This window comes from Streptomyces sp. NPDC001634, from assembly GCF_040298185.1.
In the GTDB taxonomy this organism is placed as follows: Bacteria; Actinomycetota; Actinomycetes; order Streptomycetales; family Streptomycetaceae; genus Streptomyces.
The window spans coordinates 34519-55485 of the sequence record NZ_JBEOZU010000024.1 but is presented as its reverse complement, the minus strand read 5'-3'; the positions used below and the strand labels follow the sequence as shown (position 1 = coordinate 55485).

Below are 20967 nucleotides of genomic sequence, written 5' to 3'. Positions count from 1 at the left end.
CCTTCCCGGCTCCGAGTTCTTCGACGCCTGAGGCAAGAATTAGCACTTCAAGGACAGGGGCGCAGTTCCCCAGGCCTCCGCCGGCAGCCGGGCCAATCCGTCTTCGGGCCTCTCTTCGCGGCGATGCCAGCACATGGCGGCCGTATTCAGACCTGGACAAGGCCGCCGTCAACGAAGAGCTCGGCTCCCGTGGTGAAGGAGCTCTGGTCAGAGGCGAGAAAGACGGCCGTGGCGGCGACTTCGTCGGGGCGTCCTATCCTGCCGAGGGGAATCTCGTCGGCGAGACGGTCTGCCAGTTGCCGTTCGCCCTTTGCCGGGCTGCCCAGACCGCGGATGCCAGGTGTCTCTATCGGTCCCGGGCTGAGGGCATTGACACGGATGCCGCGCCCCGCGAGTTCGGCGGCCCAGGTGCGGGCCAGGTTGCGGATAGCTGCCTTGGTGGCGCTGTAGACCGTCATGGCCTGGACGCCCATCGAGGCGTTGGTGGACGAGAGCACGATGACCGAGGCGCCGTCCGGCAGCAACGGGAGTGCCTTCTGGACCGTGAAGATCGTCCCCTTGACATTGATGTCGAAGGTCGAACGGTACTGCTCCTCGGTGATCTCCTCCAGCCGCGCCAGCTCGCCGCCGCCGGCGTTGGCGACGACGACGTCCAGCCGTCCGCTGCCGCCCTGGATGATCGCGAACAGCTCATCCAGCGCATCGAGATCCGAGACATCACTTTGTATGCCGATGGCCCGTTCCCCGAGGGTTTCCACAGCCGCGTCAAGTTCGGGTTTGCGCCGGCCTGTGAGGTACACGGTGGCGCCCTCGGCGACGAACCCACGTGCTATGGCCAGACCGATCCCGGTCGAGCCGCCAGTCACCAGGCTGATCTTGCCATCAAGCTGTCCCATGATGTCCACATCTCCCTTGCGGCAACCCGACCAGAGACCGACTGAAGGCCCAGCGCACCGGCACGCGGCAACTACGCCCCACCCGACGGCGGAGCCCTCCGCGGCCTAGCTCACGGACCGCATGGTTTAGATCGATTTGTACCTATTAGTAAAGAAGCTCTGAGTGGCGCGCTGCAACCGGAGGGGGACGCGCCTGCGGACTGTCGAATCCTGGATCAGCCAACGGGAGGGCTCTGGCAGCGATTCAAGCTGAGCGGTGCCCGGGCCCGGGGAAGTCCACAAGGTCCGCGAGTTCGATCACCGAGTTCTTGTCCGATCGCGGCGGTCTCGGCGCTGCCGAGCCCGCCGAACTGGTCGCTCGGCCTCTCGAATGTGACAGGCGAGAGTTCCCATGCCCACCCCTCCAAGACGAAGTGCGCACATCGCGGTCGGGGTCTATGGCCGTGATCGCTGCCGGGCGGCGAGGTAGGGCGCCCAGCTGTTCCCGGCGAGCTGGGACCAGCGGTGGGCGGTCGCGGGGCTGATGCCGAAGAGGTCGGCGACGACGATGGGCGGCAGGTCGGTGATGGCCTCCATCAGCGCGGTGTTGCGTGCAGCGCGTAGGGGAAGCCCGTGGTGCCTCATCTGGTCTGCCAGACCGGCGGGGTTGCGGGGACGGCCGGGCACGGCGCCCGGCAGGAGGAGGTGTCGGCGGCCCGGCGGGGCCAGAGGATCGTGAAGTTGAGCGATCTGCTTATCCACAGGCCGGCGTGTGACCGGCTGCAGGCCCGTACGGTGTGGGCTTCGCTGATCACGAGCACGGGGGTGCGTTGTGCCGTACGAGGTTGACCTGGCCATCCGGGCGGAGGATGCGCTGGAGGACCTGCCGCCGCAGGGACGCCAAGAGGTCATGGAGACGATTGCCGCGGCGCTGGTGTGGCCCCGCGCGTGGCCGGAGCCCGGCGGGTGGCATGCGGCGGTGGTGTTCGGGCCCCGCTCGTGGGTGTCGTTCACCGCGTTCCTCGGTGGCATCGAGGTGATCGACGTGGGCTGGGCGGGTTGACGCAGTCCGGCGTGCTCGCAAGGAGCGCGGCCGCGCAGGCCAGCACGTCCTGCGGAGTGTGCTGGGCGAGCAGGCCTTGCAACTGCGACTCAAGACGGTGACGCCTCTCGCGTCGCTCGCGCGCGAGACCGGTCGTGATCCGCTCGCCGAGTACGTCCCGAGGGCGCCGACCGCTGGCGGCCGCCTCCCGGCGGATCAGAGCATGGAGGTCCTGGGGGAGGCCGACATTGAGCAGCACGCGGCCATCGCGATCGGGGTAGTGCGTGGTCAACACGTCGATCGGCAGAACATCGTCCAGCCTGCGCCGCAGCCGGTGCAGCGCACGGCCCGGACTCGTGCCGCTGTGCACCGTCATCAGCCGGGTGCGGTCGGCGTTCGCCGCGAAAGGCATCCTGCGACGGGCCCGGTCGAGCTCCCGGGCAGTAGCGGGTCTGGTCAAGGAGATCTCGACGGCATACTGGTGCATCGTCACGAGTGGGCCTGCCGAGGTGCGGGACTGCCGGGACCGGGACGGCGCCGGTGTGCGGGCAGGCGGGTGTGGATGTGTTCGTGGTGACGGAGCGGGTCGAAGAGCTCCCAGTCCGCCACAGCGAGATCACCAGCCGTAGGGGTGGCGTCATGCTGAAGACACCGCTGACTGCGCCAGCGCAACTGCTCCTGATACGGCAGCGCAGACAGGCTGTAGACAGCCATGACGTCCGACGGCAGCGCCAGTTGACCGCGCTGCGCGCTCACGGGCACCAAACTCCACATGCCACGCAGAGCGCCAGAACCGAGTACCTTGTCGCGGCAGCGCACGCGGCGCCGGGTCTGGGTGACGCACTGGATTTCCTCGATGGGACAGGACGCCAGGTAGCGCAGGTACAGCAGCTGCACCACGGGCCTTGCCGGGCGGCATACCTCCTCACCCGGTCGCGAGCCATTCTGCGGCGGGGCCGCAGACGGGGCGAAGACCCCAGCATCCAGCAGCCTGCGCGTGCGCAGCGCAAGAGAACGCCGCAGCCCGGATAGCTGCGGTGCCTCCAGCGGTGCCGGACGCGCGGGACACAGCACGGCGTGCGGCAGGCGGCACCAGCTGCTCCCGTCGCCAGAGGGATGAGCGACACCGGAGCTGACGTGCCAGCGGCAGGACTCCGGCACCCGGCTGGCAGGCATCTCCTGCGGATGCATCCGCACCCGGCGCTCGTCACTGCGCACGTACCACTCGACCGCATTGCCGCACTCGCGGCAAGACGCGGTCTGGCCACAGCGCAGCAGCCGGCTGACACCCTCCGGGTCGACCCGCAAGGACCTGCGGGGTGGGGCGCTCACGCGGCTGCCGTCCCAGCGCCGCGCAGAAGGATGAGGCGAAGAGCACATGCGGGCGAAGCTGCCAGCCAACACGCCGCGCCGACAGCACCCGGCCCGCCGGATCCCCCGGGCAGACCAAAACAAGGCGACAGCAGTACGAACGGCTGATCGCGCGTTCGATCACCACTGCCGGTTCGGGTGATTCGCGGCATCCCACGCCGCCCCCTGATCAGCCGTCGCTACCCCGGGGCGGCTCGTGTCCGCGACAGAGGGTGGCGAAGAGCTCGTCGAACGGCGTCTCAAAGGCATGGGCGAGGGCATGCCACGTCTTGAGCGTGCCGACGGTGCGCCCCTGCTCGATCTCGATCACAGTGCGCCTGGCCAGGCCGCTGCGGGCCGCGAGCTCGTCGTAGCTCCACCCGCGGGCGGCCCGCAGTCGCGCCAGCTCCAGCCGTAGCGCGTCGAGGTCCGGATCGGGCGGCAAGATCGTCACCCGACCATCCGACGGGGCAGACCCCTGCCCTGTCAGTGCAGACCTCTGCCCTATTTCTCCCGGCTGCCCCGGCGGCGAGAGGGCAGAGCTCTGCACTACGGTGACGGCCGCCCGCCACAAGACAGGAGGGATCGGTGCCGGATCGGGAAGGAGGGCCGCTTGTTCATGCCACTGCGCACCGTGCGTCCTGCAGCGCCGCGCGCCTGGACGGTGGAGCTGCGGTCCCAGTCCGGCCGACTGGTCATGACATGCCAGCAGTGCCCCCTGGCCAGCCGGCCGGTCACCGCGGCCTCCGCCCGTTCGGCGGCGCTGGCCCACCTCGCCCGGCACGCTCGCGGTGATCTGCGAGCACCTCATCTGCGGACATGCCACTGCCATGAACGCGGTTGCCGCTGGCACCGCCGCCACCGCGGGTGCGACGGTCCCATTCGCCTGCTCCTGGCCTGTGAACGTGGTGGTCGGGTATGGCGCCTCGTCGACGCCTGCGGCGCGTGCGCCGCAGCAACCGACCAGGCCGCTGTCGTCCCCGACACCGCCATTGTCGGCTCCCTCCACCCGACTTCCACGCGGCCGCGGCGCCCACGGCTCATGAGAGGGCCGGGCGAGCACGTGCGTGTGGGCGAGATCCTCAGCTACCTCGCCGTGGCCCTACCTTCGGAGGTGTCCGCCGAAGCAAGGCTCCTCGCCCTGCAGTGCGCGCTGCGCATGAACGCACAGATGAGGGTCGCCCTCTCTGCAGGCGTGCTGCACAGCCTTCGCGTCGGCGCAGCACAAGCCTGTCGCGAGTTGGAGCAGGCGCGGTGGCTGCGTCTCGATGACCCGCCCGGAACGGCCGGAACTGCCGCGCAACTACTTGATGCCGCACTGCTCGCCCAGCCACCCGCCCGTCCTGACCGAAGACGCGCCGCCGACTGGGCGCTGCGCACTGGGTGCCCGGCACGGATCGGGGTGGCAGAGCCACAGATGCAGCTCCTCGGTACCTCCCTCATCGCCCACACCGATCCGTCTTCAAGAGAAGGGCTGCGCGAAAGCGACCGGGTCCTACGTGACTGCGGTATGCCCGAACACGAACTCGCCCGCGTTCTGAACCGTTTGGCGGACAGCGGCGTTCTGGAGAGGTGGCAGATCTGCCCGCGCTCAGGCGACGTCCATTGGACTCTCACACGGAGGCGCTGAACTTGCGCTCGAGCCAGGTGCAGCTCCGGGCCGGATACAGCAAGGTGCTGGCGGTCAGGGCTCTTCGGCCGCACGCGATGCCCGCGCGTGGTAAGTGGGTCAACGCGGCCAGCCGCTCGACGAATACGGCGCGCTTGTCCTTGTGGAAGGTGCGGGAGGTGAGGGTGAGGCGATCGAGTTGGCGGTGGGCTGCCTCGATCAGCGCGGGGTGGCGGTGGCCGAAGCAGAGGGCTGAATCGCGGTTCGGGACCGGTTCCTTGGCGCGGAACAGGTCTGCGGGCGACGGAACGTCGATGCCCAACAGGCAGATCGTGGAGGGGAGATACTGCCGGCCCGCATGTGCCGCCAGGTGAAATTGTGCGGCGCCCGCGATGCTCTGCTGGAAACATGGTGGCCCGTGGGCACGACGCTGGTCAGTTCGACCAGGCGTCACCGTCTCGCCCGCCACGCGCGTCACACACATCGCGCGGCGCGCAGAACCAGGAGACGCCGATGACAGAGGCTGCCGACTCGCCGAACCTCCACATGGCCCCACCGTCGGTCTATCTCGATCTGTGGGTGTGGATCCGGCTGGCCTGCGCGGCGAACGGAGCGCAGCGCGACGCATACGACACCGCCGTGCTCGCCGCCGTCAGGGACGCTTCCGCGGCAGGTGTCGTGTCCCCGCTCTCGGCCACCCACTACACGGAGATCGGGAAGATCACCGACCCGCGCCAGCGGGCGGACGTGGCCCGGATCATGGCATCGGTCTCCCACTGCCGCACCATGCGTTCACACCGTGTCCTGCTCCGGCACCAGATGCTGCACGCCATGCATGTGAGCTTCGGCCGGCCGGCGTTCCGGCCCAGCCCACCGCGAGTGCTCGGCATCGGGGCAGCATGGGCGCTCGTGGGCGAGCGCGCCCCGCTGGTCCTGCGTGGTCCCTCCGGCGACGTCGACATGGACACGGTCCCGGAGCTCCGCGACTTGCTGCGCAAGGCCAACCAGTACGCCGAGTTCCAGCTGCTCGCGGGGCCCAGGGACGAGGAGATCGAGGGCCTGCGGCGGCTCGGGTACCGGCCCGAAGCTGTACGGGACGCTGCCCGGAGCAGGCTCGAATGGGAGCAGACGTATGCCGGGATGCTCGCAGACGATCCGATCAGTCGGCACGAACTGCGCGTACGGGTCCAGGCACGCGAAATCCTGCACGAGCACTACGAACTGCTCCGGGAGCTACTGGCCGAGTACCGCATCGACCTTCACCGGGAGATCGGACTCGACACGGCTCACCCGAGGTCGGGCCGGCCGCGCATGACCGCGTTCACGGACCGGATGCCGTCGGTGCGCATTGCCGTGGACCTGAAAGCCGAGCTGTTCAGCAACCAGACCAAGGCCTGGACGGTGAACGCCCTGTACGACATCGATGCGTTGGGCATCGCGGTGCCGTACTGCCACGTCGTTGTGCCGGACCGAGAGATGGCGAATCTGCTGTCACGGTCCAAGGCCGGTCCGCGTAACGGCACTCGCGTCGTCACGCGACTGCGGGACCTGCCGGGCGAGCTGGCCGACCTCCAGGCTCGGATCCGTACCGCCGACGGTGGCCGATCGGAAACCGACTGGATCGCTCCTGACGAAGACTTCTGCACCAACATGGAGGATCTGCGCGCGCTCGCACCGCGCCGCCCTGCCGCGTGATCGGGTGAAGGCGCCGACTGAGCTCAGCAGCCCCCGTGCCATGACCGCTGATACGTTGAAATGGCGCATTTCCGGGGCGCGGGAGTGTGGAGACGCCACGTCACACAACGGATCTGCGTCGGTCCGACGTGGTCACGGGCAGCACATGGGGCGGGGATGGCTGAAGTGAACGCGTTGGGCTATCGGCTGGTGCAGCGCAATGTGCGGCCCCCGCGTGCCCTGACTCTGCTGTGTTCGGGCGGGGACTGGCGGGCGGATGTACTGCGGATGGTGGAGTGCTATGCGCGCACGTGGGGTGGTGACGGCCACGGTCTGATCGCTTGCTCGCCCGAGTGGGAGGTCGCGGAGCCGTTCTGGAGGCTCGCGGAGGCTTTCGACGCGGATCACTGGGCGGTGTTCGCCCGGACAGGGCGGGGCCTGCAGATGTCGGACCCTCAGGCGTACGAGGCGCAGCTCGCCTCGATCGTGGAAGGGTGGGCCCGGGAGAACGACGTTGACGAAGCCCAGGCCCGGCGGATGCTAGAGCCTCAGCTCCTGTCGTCCGGGGGCGCGGGGAGGGTGGCGCCGCAGGAGCTGGGGGACCGTATCCGGCGGCGCATGGCTCCGCTGGCGTCGGCACAGGTCGCGGTAACAGCGGAGTTCCGGGCGGACGAGGCGCCGCCGCACCGGCTGGTGGACATGTGCGGGTTGACGTTTCAGCCCGAGCGCATCACCGGCCTCGACGTGGACGGGCTGCCGCCTGCGGTGCAGCTGCTCGTTGCCGCGCGCGCCGGCCTGGTGGCGCCGGGGCATCTGGCGCGGCTGCGAGAGCGCGGCGAGGTGGACCACGCCACCGTGCCGGTGGACCGGGAGGACCTGGTCCAGGTGCTGCGGTACGCGTGGACGGGCCGGCCTGAGACCGGCGTCGGTTTCACCGAGCAGGAGTTCCTGGACGATATGCCGCTGGCGCAGTCCCGGCTGGGCTGCTCCTGGTTCACCACGTTCGACGCGGACGCGGACAGCGAGCCGTTGGTGGTGATCTGCGGGGACGGCGCCGAGGACTTCTGCTACGCCTACACCCGCCAGCGTGTGGTGGGGGATGCGCACTGGCTGCCGGTCGGCCCGGACACCGCAGATCTCAGCCTGGAGCTGTATACCGAGTTGATGCGGCTCCTGTACGACCTTGCGGTGCCGCCGGTCTCCGCCCGTCCGGTCCTGCTGTCATCACTCACTCTCGATGAGGACCAGCTGCACGAAGTCCGTGACCGGCTGCTGGCCACGCCGTGGGGGCGGATGGCCGCCTCCGGCTCCCCAGGCCGTTTGGACGTGCGTGTCTGTGCCCCGTCGGATCTGCCGGTGCGCCGCCGCCTCCACCTTCTCGACAAGGCGCACGTCGGCGACACCTTGCACGAGCCGTTCCTTGGGACCGACCAGGCACGGAAGGTCGAGATCCCGCTGCCCAGCGAGGCGGTCGGGGTCCAGCCGGACTCCTGCCGGTGGCAGGTGGACGTCCTGGACCCCAAAGCCGTCCTTCCTGCCCGGTGGGCCCTGAACGACGTGATCACCGCCGACGGCACCTCGTGGGGAGTCCGCTCCAGCACATCCGGTATCAGCATCGACTCCCACGGCCGGATCTTCACCGTCACCGGGACGTCCCTGGCCCAACTTCTGGTCCAGGTACGGCTGCGGGTTCCGACAGCCCGTCAGGTGTTCAGCACCCTCCTTGCGGGGGCGGGCGTCACCCTGGAGGAGTCCGACAAGGGCCGTTACACCCGTCGCATGATCGAACTGTGGGGAGACTTCGCGGCCCTGGCCGCCGATCTCAAGGAGGGTCCTGCCGCGAACCTGCTGTCCGGGTGGATCTCCGCCGGGAAAGAGCCCGGGCGGGTCTACCAGGACCGCAAGTACCTCACGCTCGCCGATGTCCGCATGATGACCGGCGGGAGCGAGGAGAGTGCCCGGCAGCTGCTGGATGGTTACCTGCAGCGGTCCATCGCGACGCGGGGCCTGCTGTTGACCTGCGGGCAGTGTGTCGGCACCGGCTTCTACCGGCTGGAGGACATCGGATCGCATTTCCGCTGCCAGCGCTGCCGGCAGCACAACCCGATCGTCCGGTCGGCCTGGAAGGGGCAGGAGTTGGAGCCGCAGTGGTACTACGGCCTCGATGAGGTCGCCTACCAGGGCCTGCGCTCGAACATTCATGTGCCGATCCTCGCTCTCGCGGCGCTCGCGGAGCCGGCGCACTCCTTCCAGCACATGCCCGAGGCGGTCGTCCGCCGGGACGGCTACCCGGACCTGGAGGTCGACCTCTGGGCCATCGTCGACGGCCGGATCGTCATCGGCGAGGCCAAGATCAGCGATCGACTCGAGCCGACGAAACGCGAGGAAGCGCGGCGTTGCGCCGCCCTCAAGGGCCTGATCGACGATCTCAGCGCGGACGAGTTCGTCATGGCCACTACCGGCCCCGCGTGGGACCGGCGGACCGAGACCCTGGTGAACGAGAAGATTGCGCAGGCAGCCAAGGTCACCTGGCTCACCAACCTGCGCTGATACCCAGCGCCGCTGCAGCACCACGACGCGCTCCGCCCCCCCGGTGCCGCGCTTCAGCCTCCTGCCGTCGAAGCGCCGTGTCCGGTGATCGGCGGCAGCAACGGGCGGGGCAGACGGACAGAGTCTGTTGGCGTCAGCTGTGGCGACTGTGCTCGCCGGCGCAGTCAAGGGCTAATGCGTCCAGCCTTGCCGTGACGGACTCAACCCGATCAAAATCGAACAAGTGTGCAATAAGTCATGACGGTGAGTCTTGCGTGTCTGTAGCCTGTCCGGCACGCTGAAAGGACAAGTCCTCTGCAGACTGTTGACTGAGTAACGCCGCTGCTATTGAGGAGGAGCCAGCTGTGGAAGCGCTCTCGCCTCAAGGCGCTCTGCTCGTGGCGTGCATTGCCCGTCTACCGGAGCGTTCTCTGCCGAGGCATGCGTGGGCGGCCGAAGTCCTTGTGGAGCAGCTCTGGGCAGGCTCGCCTGGCGAGCACGCCGAAACGTGGCGTGAGGTGCTTGCTCCGATGATCGGGCAAGGGGGCGTTGATGCGCGGCGCGTGCGGGCCGAGATCTGGGAACTCGCGCGTTCGGGCGCGCTGGTGCCTGTCGGTGCGGGAAACGCGGCGAGGTACGAGACGGCCGACTTCGCCGAGGCTATGGCCGACAGGGACCTGTCACCACAGGAGGGGCAGGTTGTGGAGTTCGCTGTGCGTCAGCTGACGGCCAGACTGTTGGCGCTCTCGAAGACGGCCAGCGCGGCGCTGTGATCCAAGCTGGGGACCGTTGCATCCTTTCCCAGTCGGCGCCATGAGAGCGTCTTCTTGCGGTGCGTGGTCAGGATGATCCCTCCCTCTTTGGAGGGTTTCGCTGTGATGCGCACGCGGGTCTTCGGGTTGCGGAGGAATGGCGCCTCCCAGGTCTGTTCCTCGGTCTCCTGCCAGTCCGCGATGCGGATCTTGGCGATCTGGTCGCTCATCTCCCGGGCCGTCTGGAAGCGGCGGGCCGGGTTGGGGTCGGTGGCTTTCTGGACGAGCTTCCGCAGCGACTTGCACACCCATGCGGGCAGGACCGTGTCCTCTTTGCGCAAAGGTGGCTGGCCGGCCAGGAGTGCGTCGACCACGTCAGTGGTCGTGTACGAGGCATAGTCGAATCTCCCCCGGAGCAGTTCGAGAAGGACCACGCCGAGGGAGTACAGGTCGGAGGACCGGGTCAGTGCCTCTCCGGTCAACAGTTCGGGCGGAGCGTACAGGTGAGGCGCGTTTACACAGGGAGCTCTGCCTGTGTCGTCCATGGCACCGGCCAGGCCCAGGTCGCCGATCTTTACCGTGTCGGCGTCGCCGGTGAGGAACAGGTTCGGGCTCTTCACGTCGCGGTGAAGGATCTTGTACCGCTCATGCATCTCGGCCAGGCCTTGCAGGGCCGCGCGGATGATGCGCAGCGACTGGGCTGCTGTGAAGTGCTCGCCCTCGAGCATCGCGTCGGTGATGCTGCCTTTCTCGTAGTAGGGCATGAACACTTCGACTACCTGCATGGGCGCTTTGTAACTGGGGATGCTCGCGACCGAACGCACCTTCACCACGTTCGGGTGGTTGATCATCTCCATGACCCGGGGCTCCACCAGGTCCGCGCCCTGGACTTCGGACAGGTCAATGCGTTTGCCGACCAGCCACGTCTCCAGGACCGGATCCAGCCACACGCGCACCTCACGCAGGCCGCCCGGCATGCTGTGGAGGCACTCGTAGTCCAGGATGAGCGGTCTCTCGCGCTCGTTCACTGCCCTTATCCTTCGCTGCTCTCGCTGGACATCTCGACGACGTAGGCCTTGGCCGCGGCGAACGCCTGCACGCGCCCGGCCGCCCAGTACAGGGGGAGCTGAGCGAACCCGGCCTCTTTGCAGTCGAACGAGGCCAGCTTGGGCGCAGGGACGCCGACGAGCTTACCGATCCGCTCCGTGCTCCACTCTTCGCATGTGACCCCCTGCTCCACGCAGGACAGCATGAGTGCCGAGATCAGCGAGATGCGGTCGAATGCTTCGCGGTACACCCACTGGTTCTTCCTGCGGGTCGCCACGATGATCACGGCGTCGGGCTGCAACACACGGATCTCCTGGGCGATCCTCTGGTGGGTGTCCCCAAGTCGCTGAGCTCCCGTCAGGCCGAGCGCGGGCACCAGGCGTTCCGGGGCCCCTGGCGGGTGAGATATGTCCTGCGTGCCCTGGGCGGCAGTGAGTGCTCCGTAGTGGATCGCGCCTGCTGAGACAGCCACACCCAGGACCTTCATGCGTCACGTCTTTCCGGGAAGTCCCGACCTGCGGCCCCTGCGGGCAGGCCGGTTGTGAGCGGATCATTGTCATGCCTGCGGCGGTTAGCCGCGCCAGCTACCCCTTGATCAACCGCAGGTCGGGCCGCACGGGCGCCGACTGCCTGCCGCCTCCGTCGACGCCGATAGGGACCAAGCCGAAGACGTACTCATTGAGTTCCTCAGGATAGATGTTCAACTCAGCCGCGACATCTGCCGGCGACATACTCAAGGGCTGGCGCAGCGCCTCGAACACCTTTGCGAGCAACTGGCTGCTCTCGCGGACAAGGGAAGAGCCCGGCTCGTCACGGCGGTATCCCCTGCGCGCGAGCTCCTTGACGGTCTGGGTGTAGCGCCATTCGGAGAGCAGCTCGAGCTTGCGCAGCCGGTAGGTCAGGGCCATGGCCGACACGCCCCACTTGCGCTTGGCGCTCAGTATCCGGTCGAGAGAGGCGTTGTTGAGCCTCTGGGCGAGGATCCCGGCCCGCGGCATGAGGAAGGCGGAGGCGAAGTCGTTGGCCTCGCCCTCGGAGTCCCGCCCGTGGGGGATGCGGTGCTCACAGTGCAGTACGAGATGCCCGAGCTCGTGGGCGGCATCGAAGCGGCCCCGTTCCCCGGTCTTGCGGGTGTTCAGGAAGACGTAAGGGGTGCCCGCGTTGATGGTCGAAAAAGCGTCGATGTCCAGGCAGTCCGACGGCAGGGAGAACACACGCACACCGTTGGCCTCCAGTAGGTGCACCGTGTTGGGGACGGGCGCCTCCCCCAGGCCCCACGCGGCGCGCACCTGCTCGGCCGCTGCCTCCGGCTTCAGATGGGGATAGGTCGGCACGTTCGGCCTCGGCAGTTTGAACAACCCTGTCAGCCAGGTGTTGAGCGCCACGGCCACGGCCCCTGAGCTCAGCGCGCTGTCACGCTCCGAGGCTGTCATTTTCGACGGCGCCCTGAAGCTGACCGCGTCCAGCTGCAGTTGAGCCGGCGGAGGAGCCTCGAAGAACGCGACCGGGTAGTGAAGCGCGGCCGCGAGGGAGGAAAGCGTCTCCGGCGACGGCGGTCTGCGGTGGTTCTCGAACGCAGTGATGCTCTGCGCCGAGAACCCAGACCGACGGGCCAGCTCGGCCAACGTCATCCGTCGCCTCTTACGGGCAAGGACCAGCCGTTCAGGGGTGAACACTTTCCTCAGCTCCCACGTCCGCACTTCTACATTCCGGTCAGCCCCCCAGCAGCTCCACGACAACGTCCGGGCCGCTGTCGTCGCCCGGATCGTCCAGCAGCGCGATGTCCGCACCGGGGTCGCCCAGGTCGGGCAGCACCAGAGGGATGCGCTCCTGCCACTCATCGACGAACTTCCCGTTCATCTTGATCGGCAGGGACAGCTCGGCGGAGATCACTCCCTTGTCCCACTTGTAGAGCAGGCACCACGTCGGGATCTGGTCGAGCTCACGGCCGTACAGCACCTCGTCGTGGCTGAGGAACGCGAACTGGCCATTCCTCTCCACCAGGCGGGCCATGGCAGGACCCTTCGGGTTCTTCGACTTCACCCGGGCATTCAGATCGCCGACGCCTCCCTGGGCGCTGATCGCCGTGACCGCGTGACTCATGCTGGGGTGGATCATCCGGAGGATGCTGTCCCGCGAAGTGTGGCCCCACCCGTCCGGGTGAAGCGTCTCGGCGAGGTACCGGTTGGTGCGGCTCCAGAACGTGAACCCGGCCATGGCCGGCGCGTCGAAGTCGGTGCAATTGCGGACATCGGCCGCCGCCAGGTCGAGCGCCCCATGGAAGAGGTCATTCGAGAAGTCGAGCTGCGCGAGCCGCTGCACGCACCACTCGGGATCCAGGTTCTGCACAGCCCCTCCAGACAACCGTGGGTTTCAAAAACCATACCTCATTCGAGGTGGCGTTTTTGAAACCACGATCATCATCGCATGTCAGTTCGAATATGTCATCTCGTCGGGTCTCCGCCGCGGACGTCCGTCTGGGACCGAATGCCAACGGGGGATGTGTGACAGGGCACTCGTGATCATCTTGCCTCGACGGACTTCTCGGGTTTCCTCCGCCCGGGGCAAGCGGCTTCCGTCGTCCCCAGAGGGCGTGCCTGATCGTCCCTGATCGCTGGTCCGCCTGCGGGAGCGGTCAGGCATCAGAGAGTTCGGCGAAGGCATGCTCGTCGAGGGCCTGGCTGAGGAGTTCGTGCAGGTGGGTGCTGGCCCGGTGCATGTACGGGGGCAGGCTGTGGCCGAAATCGCGGAGTGTCGCTGGGGAAGGGGTGCGGAAGACGCGTCGGGCGGCAGCGGCAGGGTCCGGGCTGTCGAGGACCTCGCTGATGACGGTGAGCTTGGCGGCCGCGGTGACCGGATCGCGTTGCTGTCTGGAGCTGCTCGGTGACGTGCGGCGCCAGGGGTAGAGGAAGCCGCAGTCGGAGCGCTGCCAGCCGACGAGGCAGTCGGCGTCGTCAAAGTGGTCCCAGCGCATGGAGACTTCGTCGCCGTCGAAGCGCTGCCGGAGGGCCGGGTCGGTGCTGGTGAAGACCTGGACACGCAGCGCGTGAGGTTCTTCGAGGAGGATCCTCAAGGTCCGCAGGTCGTCGTACCACTGTTCAAGGTCGGGGTGAGCGGCCGTGTCCTCGGCGTCGAGCCGGACCAGGCGTTGATGGATGGAGCGCAGGGCGGGGTCGGTGACGGGCGGCGTTTCGATCTCCCACAGGGGCCGGCCACAGCGTTTGCGCTTGGCGCGGCGCCGGCCAGGCGGCGCGAGAGCGTTGTCGTCGCGCCGCAGGAATCCGGGGCATGTGCCCGGGGCGTCGCCGCGCAGGAGGGAGGGGGAGAACGGTGAGCCGCAGTCCGGGCAGTAGGACGCGGTGTAGCAGTCATGTGTGGGGCACATCACCGCCCAGGAGTGGTACCACCACAGGGGCCATCGCTCTGGAGGTTTCAGGCACTGGGGGCAGAATGCCCAGGTCTCTTCCGGGGCCCAGCGGAAGTCGGGATGGCGTGGCGCCCTGCCCTCGCTGCGTTTGACGATGCCGAAGAGAGTCATGGCACGCAGCTGCTGGGGGTCGAGGCCGGTTGCGGCGAGCAGCGGGAGTGCGGAGGCGAGGGGGAGTTCGGCGGTGTAGCGGGCAAGCCGGGCTGCGTGCGCGGTCGCTGGCTCCAGTCCGAGCCGGGCCATGGTCTGGGTACGGTCCGTCTTATATTCAGCGGCCAGGTGATCGACCCAGCTGAACAGTGATTCGCAGGGCTGCGGAAGCGGGACGACGGGCAGCCTGCGGGGCGTCGTCCGTGCTGGCTGAGGGCCGTCCTCACCTGTCGGGTGCGGCTGCGGCATGGGGATCCTGTTCGGTCTGGTCGATCCGGGACGGCGGCAGGCGCAGCGGTCGCCGGGAGCGGAAGGGTCTTCGCGATATGAAGTTGTTGCTGGAGGGGCCGGGATGGTGCTCGGGTGTCAGTGTCCGTCGGGACCGCTTGAGCGTGGCGAACTCGCCGGGGCCGAAGACATCGTCGAGGAAGCGGTGCAGCCGGACACTGGCAGCTCGTGGATCGGGTGACCGGTACGCAGTCAGGTAGCGGCGCATCCTGACGCGGCTGCGTATCTCCAGCAGCTCTTGGGCGGTGGCGCTCATGTCGTGAGAGCCCAGGATTTTCCCGAGCACGCTGAGCCTGCAGGCTCTGGTGATCGGGTCGCGGTAGGACAAGTGGGTGCCGTCGGAGAGCGTGCGGCCGGGCTCCAGGAACCCGCTGGAGTCGACCACGTAGCCCGGAGCGGTGATGCGCTGGGGTGAGTAGCGGCGCTGCAGGACGGGATCCGGGCTGTCGAAGGAGCGGACTTCGAAGACAGGCCGGTCGAAGAGCGCGTTCAGTACGTGGTAGGTGCGCAGCCACGAGCGGGGCCGGCCGCGGGAGGTGAGACCGTGCCGCAGCTGGTTCACGGCATCGAGTACGACGGGATCGCTGACCGGCGTGGTGTCGATCTCCGACAGGGTCATGCCGCAGTGCTCGCGGCGCGTGCCCGGAGGCAGGAGGCGGAGGTAGGGGTCGCGAAAGCCCCTGCACCGCACTGCGGAGCCCCAGCGTGAGCTGGTCCTTTCCGGCGTGAACGGAGTGTCGCAGCGGGGGCAGAAGGAGACCAGGTAGCACAGGTGCACCGGACAGGCCACGGCCCACGGCTCGTACCACCACAGCGGCCAGCGGCCCCCGGGGGCCAGGCACTTCGGGCAGAACGCCCAGGTCTCCTTCGGCATACGGGACGCTGAGATGCCGGCGTAGGGGGGCCCGATGTCCTCGAGTGTCATCAAGGCGAGTTCCCGGGTGGTCAGGCCCGTCGCCGTTCCCACGACCCGGGATGCCTGCGCAGGCAGCTGCATCGTGTAGCGGATCAGATCCCGCGCGGCCCATTGCGGCGCGGTCTGTATCAGGCCCAGCGTGTGCATCATCGGGCCGCGGTGGACCTCGTAGGTGTGGGCGAGGTGGTCGACCCAGCTGAAGAAGGACTCCCCGGCCAAGGGCAGCGGGACCACCGGCAGCCGCCTGGGCAGCCCCCAGGGGATGCTTCGGTAACTGACCTGCGTGGGCACGTGAGTTCTACTCCTCGTCGTGGTCCTGGAACAGCTCGTACGGCTGGACGCTCAGGGCCTGGGCGAGGGCCGGGATCCGGTCGACGGACACGCTGTGGACGGCGGCCTCGACCTCCGCGTAGAAGGAGCGGTCCATACCCGCCGCCTGGGCCGCCGCGGTCTGGGTCAGTCCCGCGCGCCGGCGCAGGGCCCGCAACCGGGCCGCGAAGGCCAGCCGCTGGGCCGGGATACGGCCGGAATCGCTGTTCGCCACAGAGGAAACCGTAGTACGGTCCCAGGTTTGTAGGAGATCTCCTACAAACGGTGGGTGTGGAGGGGTGCGTGCGGGAGGGCGGACGGCCGCGGCGGCTGCCCGCGGTGCTGGTGCCGCAGGCCGGTGAGTCGTTCGCGTCCTGGCTGGCGAGAGCATCGGTGGACTGGGAGCTCTCCCCGGGGCGTGCCGCGCAGGCCATCGGGCTGGAGTGCCGGCCAGGCTCAGGGGTATGGCCGCCGTTGTTCGGCATTGCGCTGACGCGCCGTAGCCTTGCCGGGGCCGAGGCGGCCACGGGGCTGGACGCGCGCACCCTGCAGGCCATGCAGTTGACCCGCTACCGCGGGACGGTGCTGGACTTCGCCGGGTGGAATCCGGCGGTGGACTCCTCGCTGGCGCCGGTGGTGCGCCGTGAGTGGGCGCTGTTCACCTCCAGCCGCGCCTGCCCGAAGTGCCTGGCCGAGCGGCCGGTGTGGCCGTTGTGGTGGCGTCTGGGCATCGCCGCAGTCTGCCCGGTGCACCGGGTGCTGTTAGTGGATAAGTGCCGCCGCTGCGGGGCGCGGGTGGGCCGCGGCCACAACGGCCACCCCCGCGGTCTGATCACCCGCCAGACGGTGACCGACCCCGCGCGGTGCTGCAACCGGCGCCCGGCGCAACGGCAGCGTCAAGCCGGACTGTGCGAGCAGCGGCTCCAGGACCTGCCCGCGGCGCCGATGCCCGCCGCGCTCGCTGACCTGCAGCAGCGCGTGCTGGCCGTCGCCGACGGCAGCGAGGCCCAGGTCGCCGGTGAAACGGTGGAACCGGCCGAGTTCTTCGCCGCGCTGCAGTTCACGACGGCGGTGATCCGTCTGGTCGCCTCCGCCGACGACCTCTCCTCTTGCGCCGCCTTATCCGAAGCCGAGGGCCTGGCGGAGGCCTTCTTAGCCGACCTGTGGGTGCGCGAGCGGGCACGGCAGGGAGGCGCGGGGACCCAGCTGGGGGCCAGCCCTGCCAGCGCGGCTCACGCCGCGAGCGTGCTCGCACTGAGCGCCACGGTGCTGTTCGCCCGTGACCGCAAGGCCGCCGGGCAGGCGCTGGCCGACTGGACACGGCGCGCGGCGAGCCAGCGCCGCGACCCCGGCAAGAGCGACCCGCTGCGGCCCCTGTCCCCTCCGGCGTGTCTGGACGCGCTGGTCCGAGCGGCCCGGTCGCCCTCCTCGCGGGTCGCCGGCGCCCTGGCCCTGCGCCCCGCACCCCGGATGCGGATCACAGCCCGGCATGTGCCGCATCTGGTCGACGCCGGTGACTACACCGACCTGATCGCCTCTCACCTGCCCGGCACCGCCCCGGTCAGCGGCCGACGCCTGGCCGCCGTGGCGCTGGTGCGGCTCGGGGGCGCGGCGAGCTGGCCGCGGGCCGCCGCCGACTTGAACATGAACCCCCAGCGGGCAGCCCGCGTAACCAACACCCTCGTCCAGCGCATCAGTGACCCGCGGGCCTTCTGGGCGGACATCGAACGGCTCGGCGCACGCATGAAGGAGCGGGGCTGGGTCGACTACGCCGCCCGGCGGGAGACGCTGGCTGCGCTGACCGCGGTGCCGCACGCCGTCCTGTATCCGGTGTGCCGGCCGCTGGAGCACGACGTCACCCTTCAGCGGCGGCGTCACGCCGCAGCTTGGGTGTGGCAGCACTTCACCGGAGGTGATGTACGCGAAGCGCCCGCCTACGCCGCCGAGTTGTGGCCGCAGACGAGCACCGAGTCAGTGCGGGAGGGCTGGCGACGCTTCGACGCCTGGATCCCCGCCCCTGTCACCGCCTGCCTGACTTCCTTCGGGCACAGCCTCCTTCAGCACGACGTGCCAGATGCGACAGGAGGGGCATGACCCCGAGAAGACCACAGACCCTGCGGCCGCTGCGGCAAGCCTCCCATCAGCTCTACTTGCACTTCTACGACGCTGGCGGCACTGAGCGCCTGCTGCCCGCCGACCAGGCCCACGACATGCGCTTCGAGACTTGCCTGCCCGCCCGCGACTTCCCCACGTACGAAGGCCAGCAGCACACTCCCGGCTCCTACTGGGCGGCCAGCAGCGACACCATGCTGGACTACGAGAGCTACCTGGAAGCCCGCTGGATGAAACTCCTCGACTTCGACGCGAAGGTCGCCTGCTTCTCGGCCCAGCCGTTCATCTTCGAAGGCACCGACGGCGACAGGACGTGGAGCCACTACCCCGACCTGTTCGTCCGCCGCACCGACGGCTCCGTCCTGCTGCTGGACGTCAAGAACCCCGAACAGATCGACAAGCCCCGAGTACGCCTCCAAGCCGCCCGGACTCAGGCCGCCTGCCGGCAGCTCGGCTGGGACTACCAGATGGTGGGCGAGCCGGATCCACAACTGTGGGCCACCGTCGAATGGCTCGCTGGCTACCGCAGACCCCTGAACGCCGCAGCCCCCGTCGCTCACGTCCTGCTCTTCCGCGCCCTGCAGCCCCTCAGCATCGCCGAACTGCTGTCCCTGTGGCCCGAGCCGGACATCGAGCGGGCCGTCACCTACCACCTCATGTGGCACCACCGACTGCTGTTCGACGTCACCCGCCCACTGCGCGACCACACCATCGTGTGGGCCGCACCCGACCCGGAGCACACCTGATGGACCAGCGCTACCGCATCGCAGCCGAAGACTGGATCGAGTTCGAGGAGGAACAGCACCAGGTCACCGGCCTCACCGGTGCACTTGTGCGGCTGCGCTCGATCTCCGGACACCATCAGACGATCATGCTCAGCGTCCTGCTGACCGATCCCTCCTTCCGCGCCCTGGCCGCCCCGCCCGAGACCGTCGACAACACCGCCGCAGGCCTGGACCCCGGCGGTGTGCTGGCGACCCTGAAGGACGAGAAGGCTCGTGACGACGCCCTGGAACTCGAAGCCCAGCTGCAGGAGGCCACTACCGGCTACCGCTCGGGCTCAGAGTTCGACGCCGCACCCGGTGAACCCCGCCCGCAATACGACCCCGGCCTCCCTCTGACCGAGCGCGTCGTGACCAAGGCCGGCGAGCTGCGCCTGACCGAGCGCCGCGTTTGGCAGCTGATCGAGGCGTGGAAGGAGAAGGGCCTGTGGGGGCTGGTCGACGGCCGCAAAGCCCGGCTGAAGAACCCGCTGCGCAACATCGACGAACGGGTGATCACCGCGATCCGCGAACAGGCCGCCGTCGAGCGCCTCGACAGCTCCTCCAGCGTCTCCACCCGCTTTAGGCGTCGCTGCCAGAACCGGCTGGACGCAGACCACGGCACCGGCGCCGTCCCGCTGCCCAAACCGGACACGTTCCGCCGCGTGGTCAAACTCCTGCTGCACCGCAGCCCCTCCGACCCCGCCTACCAGCGGATCTCGGACGCAGGCCAGCCCGACCGGACCTTCGGCCACGTCATCGCCCACCGGCCCGGCCAAGTCGTCATGCTCGACACCACCCCGCTCGACGTCCTGGCCTACGACCCGGCGACGAACGACACCTACAACATCGAACTCACCGTCGCCATCGACGTCGCCACCCGCTCCATCCTCGCCTGGCGGCTCACCCCGCTGGGCACCAAGGCCATCGACATCGGCCTGCTGCTCGCCGACGTCATGACGCCCGAACCGATGCGCCCGAAGTGGGCCGACGCCCTGCGCTACCAGATGCTGCGCATCCCCTACGAGCGCCACCTCAGCGTCGACGAACGCCTCGCCGAAGCCGCCGCCCGGCCCATCGTCTACCCCGAGACCCTCCTCTACGACCACGGCAAACCGTACAAGTCCGATGTCGTCAAGCGCGCCTGCCGCACATGGAAGATCGACCCGCAGGACGCCCGCAAACTCAAAGCAACCGACAAACCCCAGGTCGAGCGGCTGTTCTTGACGATCCGTGAGCAGTTCTCCATGCACGTCGCCGGGTACAAGGGCTTCAACGTCGCCCACCGCGGCAAGAACGTCGAGCAGCAGGCCCGCTGGACTCTGGACGAGATCGCCGAGTTTTTCGCCGAATACGTCATCGCGGTCTACCAGAACCAGCACCACCGAGGGCTGCACCTGCACGGTTTCCCCGACCTGCACGTCTCACCCAACGAGGCGTACGCCATGGCGCTCGGCTCGGCCGGCTTCGTCGACTGCCCCAGAGATCCCAACCTCTACTACGAACTGCTGCCCATCGCCGACAACGGCCGCGTCATCAACCCCTACGGTGTCGAACTCAACTACCTGGTCTACGACGCCCCGGTGCTGTACCAGTTCCGCCGGGCCAAGTCGCCCTACGACAACGGGCTCTGGCCCATCCGCTACGACCCGCGCAACCTGCTGCACGCCTACTTCCACAACCCCCGTGACAACACCTGGCACACGTTGGGATGGACCAAGGCTCTCAGCGACCTGCAGCCCTTCACCGACATCACCCTGCGGGAGGCCAAACGCCTGGTCGAACTGCGCGGCGGCGACCCGAAGGACAAGGAGTACCAGGAGCAGATCGCCGAAGCCCTGCGGGACCTGCAAAACCGTATCGACGCTCCCGAGACGTGGACCAGGACCGACCGCAAGCGCCATACCCGTGACCGGCACCGCGCCGACGCCCAGGCCCAGGACGAAGCACGCTCCACCCCGGCGGCCCCCGCGCCACCACCGCGTCCCGTTCCACCGGCCGCGAAGCCGACCGTTCCCGCCCTTCACGCCGTTCCCGACCTGTCCGGCGAGGACGACGACTTCAACCCGCACGCCGTCCAGCCCGCCGAGGTCTGGAGTCCCCGAACCAGCCAGGAGGGCTGACCC

18 protein-coding genes and 1 pseudogene are annotated in these 20967 nt (G+C 68.6%); 7 read left to right on the top strand and 12 right to left on the bottom strand.

The genetic code is table 11. From position 1 onward, the window contains the following. Positions 1–146: 146 nt before the first annotated feature. Both ABT186_RS18145 and ABT186_RS18140 read right to left on the bottom strand, forming a co-directional pair. Positions 147–896, bottom strand: coding sequence for an SDR family NAD(P)-dependent oxidoreductase (locus tag ABT186_RS18145; RefSeq protein WP_055492251.1), 750 nt, complete (start codon positions 894–896; stop codon positions 147–149). 435 nt (positions 897–1331) lie between these two features. After that, complete coding sequence (locus ABT186_RS18140) at positions 1332–1472, bottom strand: hypothetical protein (protein WP_234376966.1); 141 nt, start codon at positions 1470–1472, stop codon at positions 1332–1334. A gap of 235 nt (positions 1473–1707) precedes the next feature. Here ABT186_RS18140 and ABT186_RS18135 point away from each other — a divergent pair, with 235 nt between their 5' ends. Next, positions 1708–1938, top strand: a complete 231-nt coding sequence (locus ABT186_RS18135; protein ID WP_351925769.1) for a hypothetical protein — start codon at positions 1708–1710, stop codon at positions 1936–1938. Between the two features lie 468 nt (positions 1939–2406). Here the strand turns inward: ABT186_RS18135 and ABT186_RS47975 are convergent, their stop codons facing one another. The 3 genes and pseudogenes from ABT186_RS47975 to ABT186_RS18115 form a co-directional block, all read right to left on the bottom strand. Continuing rightward, a complete protein-coding gene (locus ABT186_RS47975) occupies positions 2407–3297 on the bottom strand; it encodes a DUF6083 domain-containing protein (RefSeq protein ID WP_502973242.1) in 891 nt (296 codons plus the stop codon). A 160-nt stretch (positions 3298–3457) separates the two neighbouring features. Beyond that, positions 3458–3721, bottom strand: coding sequence for a helix-turn-helix transcriptional regulator (locus ABT186_RS18120; RefSeq protein ID WP_055492059.1), 264 nt, complete (start codon positions 3719–3721; stop codon positions 3458–3460). A gap of 1267 nt (positions 3722–4988) precedes the next feature. Continuing rightward, a pseudogene (locus tag ABT186_RS18115) lies at positions 4989–5192 on the bottom strand (hypothetical protein); the annotation flags it as partial. Between the two features lie 197 nt (positions 5193–5389). Here ABT186_RS18115 and ABT186_RS18110 point away from each other — a divergent pair. From ABT186_RS18110 to ABT186_RS18100, 3 genes are all read left to right on the top strand, one after another. Beyond that, positions 5390–6571 carry a hypothetical protein gene (locus tag ABT186_RS18110; protein ID WP_351925767.1) on the top strand — a complete coding sequence of 394 codons (1182 nt, stop codon included), beginning with the start codon at positions 5390–5392 and terminating at the stop codon, positions 6569–6571. 156 nt (positions 6572–6727) lie between these two features. After that, positions 6728–9100 (top strand): hypothetical protein, encoded by a 2373-nt coding sequence (locus ABT186_RS18105; protein WP_351925765.1) that lies wholly within the window; start codon positions 6728–6730, stop codon positions 9098–9100. Positions 9101–9444: 344 nt separating this feature from the next. Further along, entirely contained in the window at positions 9445–9852 is a 408-nt protein-coding gene (locus ABT186_RS18100) for a hypothetical protein (RefSeq protein ID WP_159039656.1), read from the top strand. Here ABT186_RS18100 and ABT186_RS18095 read toward each other — a convergent pair. From ABT186_RS18095 to ABT186_RS18065, 7 genes are all read right to left on the bottom strand, one after another. Further along, positions 9798–10859, bottom strand: a complete 1062-nt coding sequence (locus ABT186_RS18095) for a protein kinase domain-containing protein (protein ID WP_055492055.1) — start codon at positions 10857–10859, stop codon at positions 9798–9800. The two genes, ABT186_RS18100 and ABT186_RS18095, sit on opposite strands and share 55 nt — an antisense overlap. Positions 10860–10864: 5 nt before the next feature. After that, positions 10865–11350: a hypothetical protein gene (locus ABT186_RS18090; protein WP_159039654.1), complete on the bottom strand. Its 486-nt coding sequence runs from the start codon at positions 11348–11350 to the stop codon at positions 10865–10867. Positions 11351–11462: 112 nt separating this feature from the next. Further along, the gene (locus ABT186_RS18085) at positions 11463–12554 is read right to left on the bottom strand and encodes a helix-turn-helix domain-containing protein (protein ID WP_055492249.1); all 1092 of its coding nucleotides are present in this window, start codon (positions 12552–12554) and stop codon (positions 11463–11465) included. A gap of 37 nt (positions 12555–12591) precedes the next feature. Then, a complete protein-coding gene (locus tag ABT186_RS18080; protein WP_055492053.1) occupies positions 12592–13227 on the bottom strand; it encodes a hypothetical protein in 636 nt (211 codons plus the stop codon). Between the two features lie 286 nt (positions 13228–13513). Then, positions 13514–14704 (bottom strand): TniQ family protein, encoded by a 1191-nt coding sequence (locus ABT186_RS18075; RefSeq protein ID WP_351925761.1) that lies wholly within the window; start codon positions 14702–14704, stop codon positions 13514–13516. Continuing rightward, positions 14679–15950: a TniQ family protein gene (locus ABT186_RS18070; protein ID WP_351925759.1), complete on the bottom strand. Its 1272-nt coding sequence runs from the start codon at positions 15948–15950 to the stop codon at positions 14679–14681. The genes ABT186_RS18075 and ABT186_RS18070 overlap by 26 nt, the downstream gene beginning before the upstream one ends. Positions 15951–15957: 7 nt before the next feature. After that, positions 15958–16203 (bottom strand): helix-turn-helix domain-containing protein, encoded by a 246-nt coding sequence (locus ABT186_RS18065; RefSeq protein WP_055492050.1) that lies wholly within the window; start codon positions 16201–16203, stop codon positions 15958–15960. 68 nt (positions 16204–16271) lie between these two features. On the opposite strand from ABT186_RS18065, the gene ABT186_RS18060 reads away from it, so the two are divergent. The 3 genes from ABT186_RS18060 to ABT186_RS18050 are packed head-to-tail and all read left to right on the top strand — an operon-like array spanning position 16272 to position 20964. After that, a complete protein-coding gene (locus ABT186_RS18060) occupies positions 16272–18062 on the top strand; it encodes a TniQ family protein (protein ID WP_351925757.1) in 1791 nt (596 codons plus the stop codon). Continuing rightward, positions 18059–18826, top strand: coding sequence for a TnsA-like heteromeric transposase endonuclease subunit (locus tag ABT186_RS18055; protein ID WP_055492048.1), 768 nt, complete (start codon positions 18059–18061; stop codon positions 18824–18826). The genes ABT186_RS18060 and ABT186_RS18055 overlap by 4 nt, the downstream gene beginning before the upstream one ends. Next, entirely contained in the window at positions 18826–20964 is a 2139-nt protein-coding gene (locus ABT186_RS18050) for a transposase (protein WP_351925755.1), read from the top strand. The genes ABT186_RS18055 and ABT186_RS18050 overlap by 1 nt, the downstream gene beginning before the upstream one ends. The last annotated feature ends 3 nt before the right edge of the window (positions 20965–20967 follow it).

What these genes read in the sequence shown, in the direction of transcription:
- ABT186_RS18145 (WP_055492251.1), bottom strand. Translation starts at nt 896, where the DNA reads ATGGGACAGCTTGATGGCAAGATCAGCCTGGTGACTGGCGGCTCGACC.
- ABT186_RS18140 (WP_234376966.1), bottom strand. Translation starts at nt 1,472, where the DNA reads ATGGAGGCCATCACCGACCTGCCGCCCATCGTCGTCGCCGACCTCTTC.
- ABT186_RS47975 (WP_502973242.1), bottom strand. Translation starts at nt 3,297, where the DNA reads ATGTGCTCTTCGCCTCATCCTTCTGCGCGGCGCTGGGACGGCAGCCGC.
- ABT186_RS18110 (WP_351925767.1), top strand. Translation starts at nt 5,390, where the DNA reads ATGACAGAGGCTGCCGACTCGCCGAACCTCCACATGGCCCCACCGTCG.
- ABT186_RS18105 (WP_351925765.1), top strand. Translation starts at nt 6,728, where the DNA reads ATGGCTGAAGTGAACGCGTTGGGCTATCGGCTGGTGCAGCGCAATGTG.
- ABT186_RS18075 (WP_351925761.1), bottom strand. Translation starts at nt 14,704, where the DNA reads ATGCCGCAGCCGCACCCGACAGGTGAGGACGGCCCTCAGCCAGCACGG.
- ABT186_RS18055 (WP_055492048.1), top strand. Translation starts at nt 18,059, where the DNA reads ATGACCCCGAGAAGACCACAGACCCTGCGGCCGCTGCGGCAAGCCTCC.
- ABT186_RS18050 (WP_351925755.1), top strand. Translation starts at nt 18,826, where the DNA reads ATGGACCAGCGCTACCGCATCGCAGCCGAAGACTGGATCGAGTTCGAG.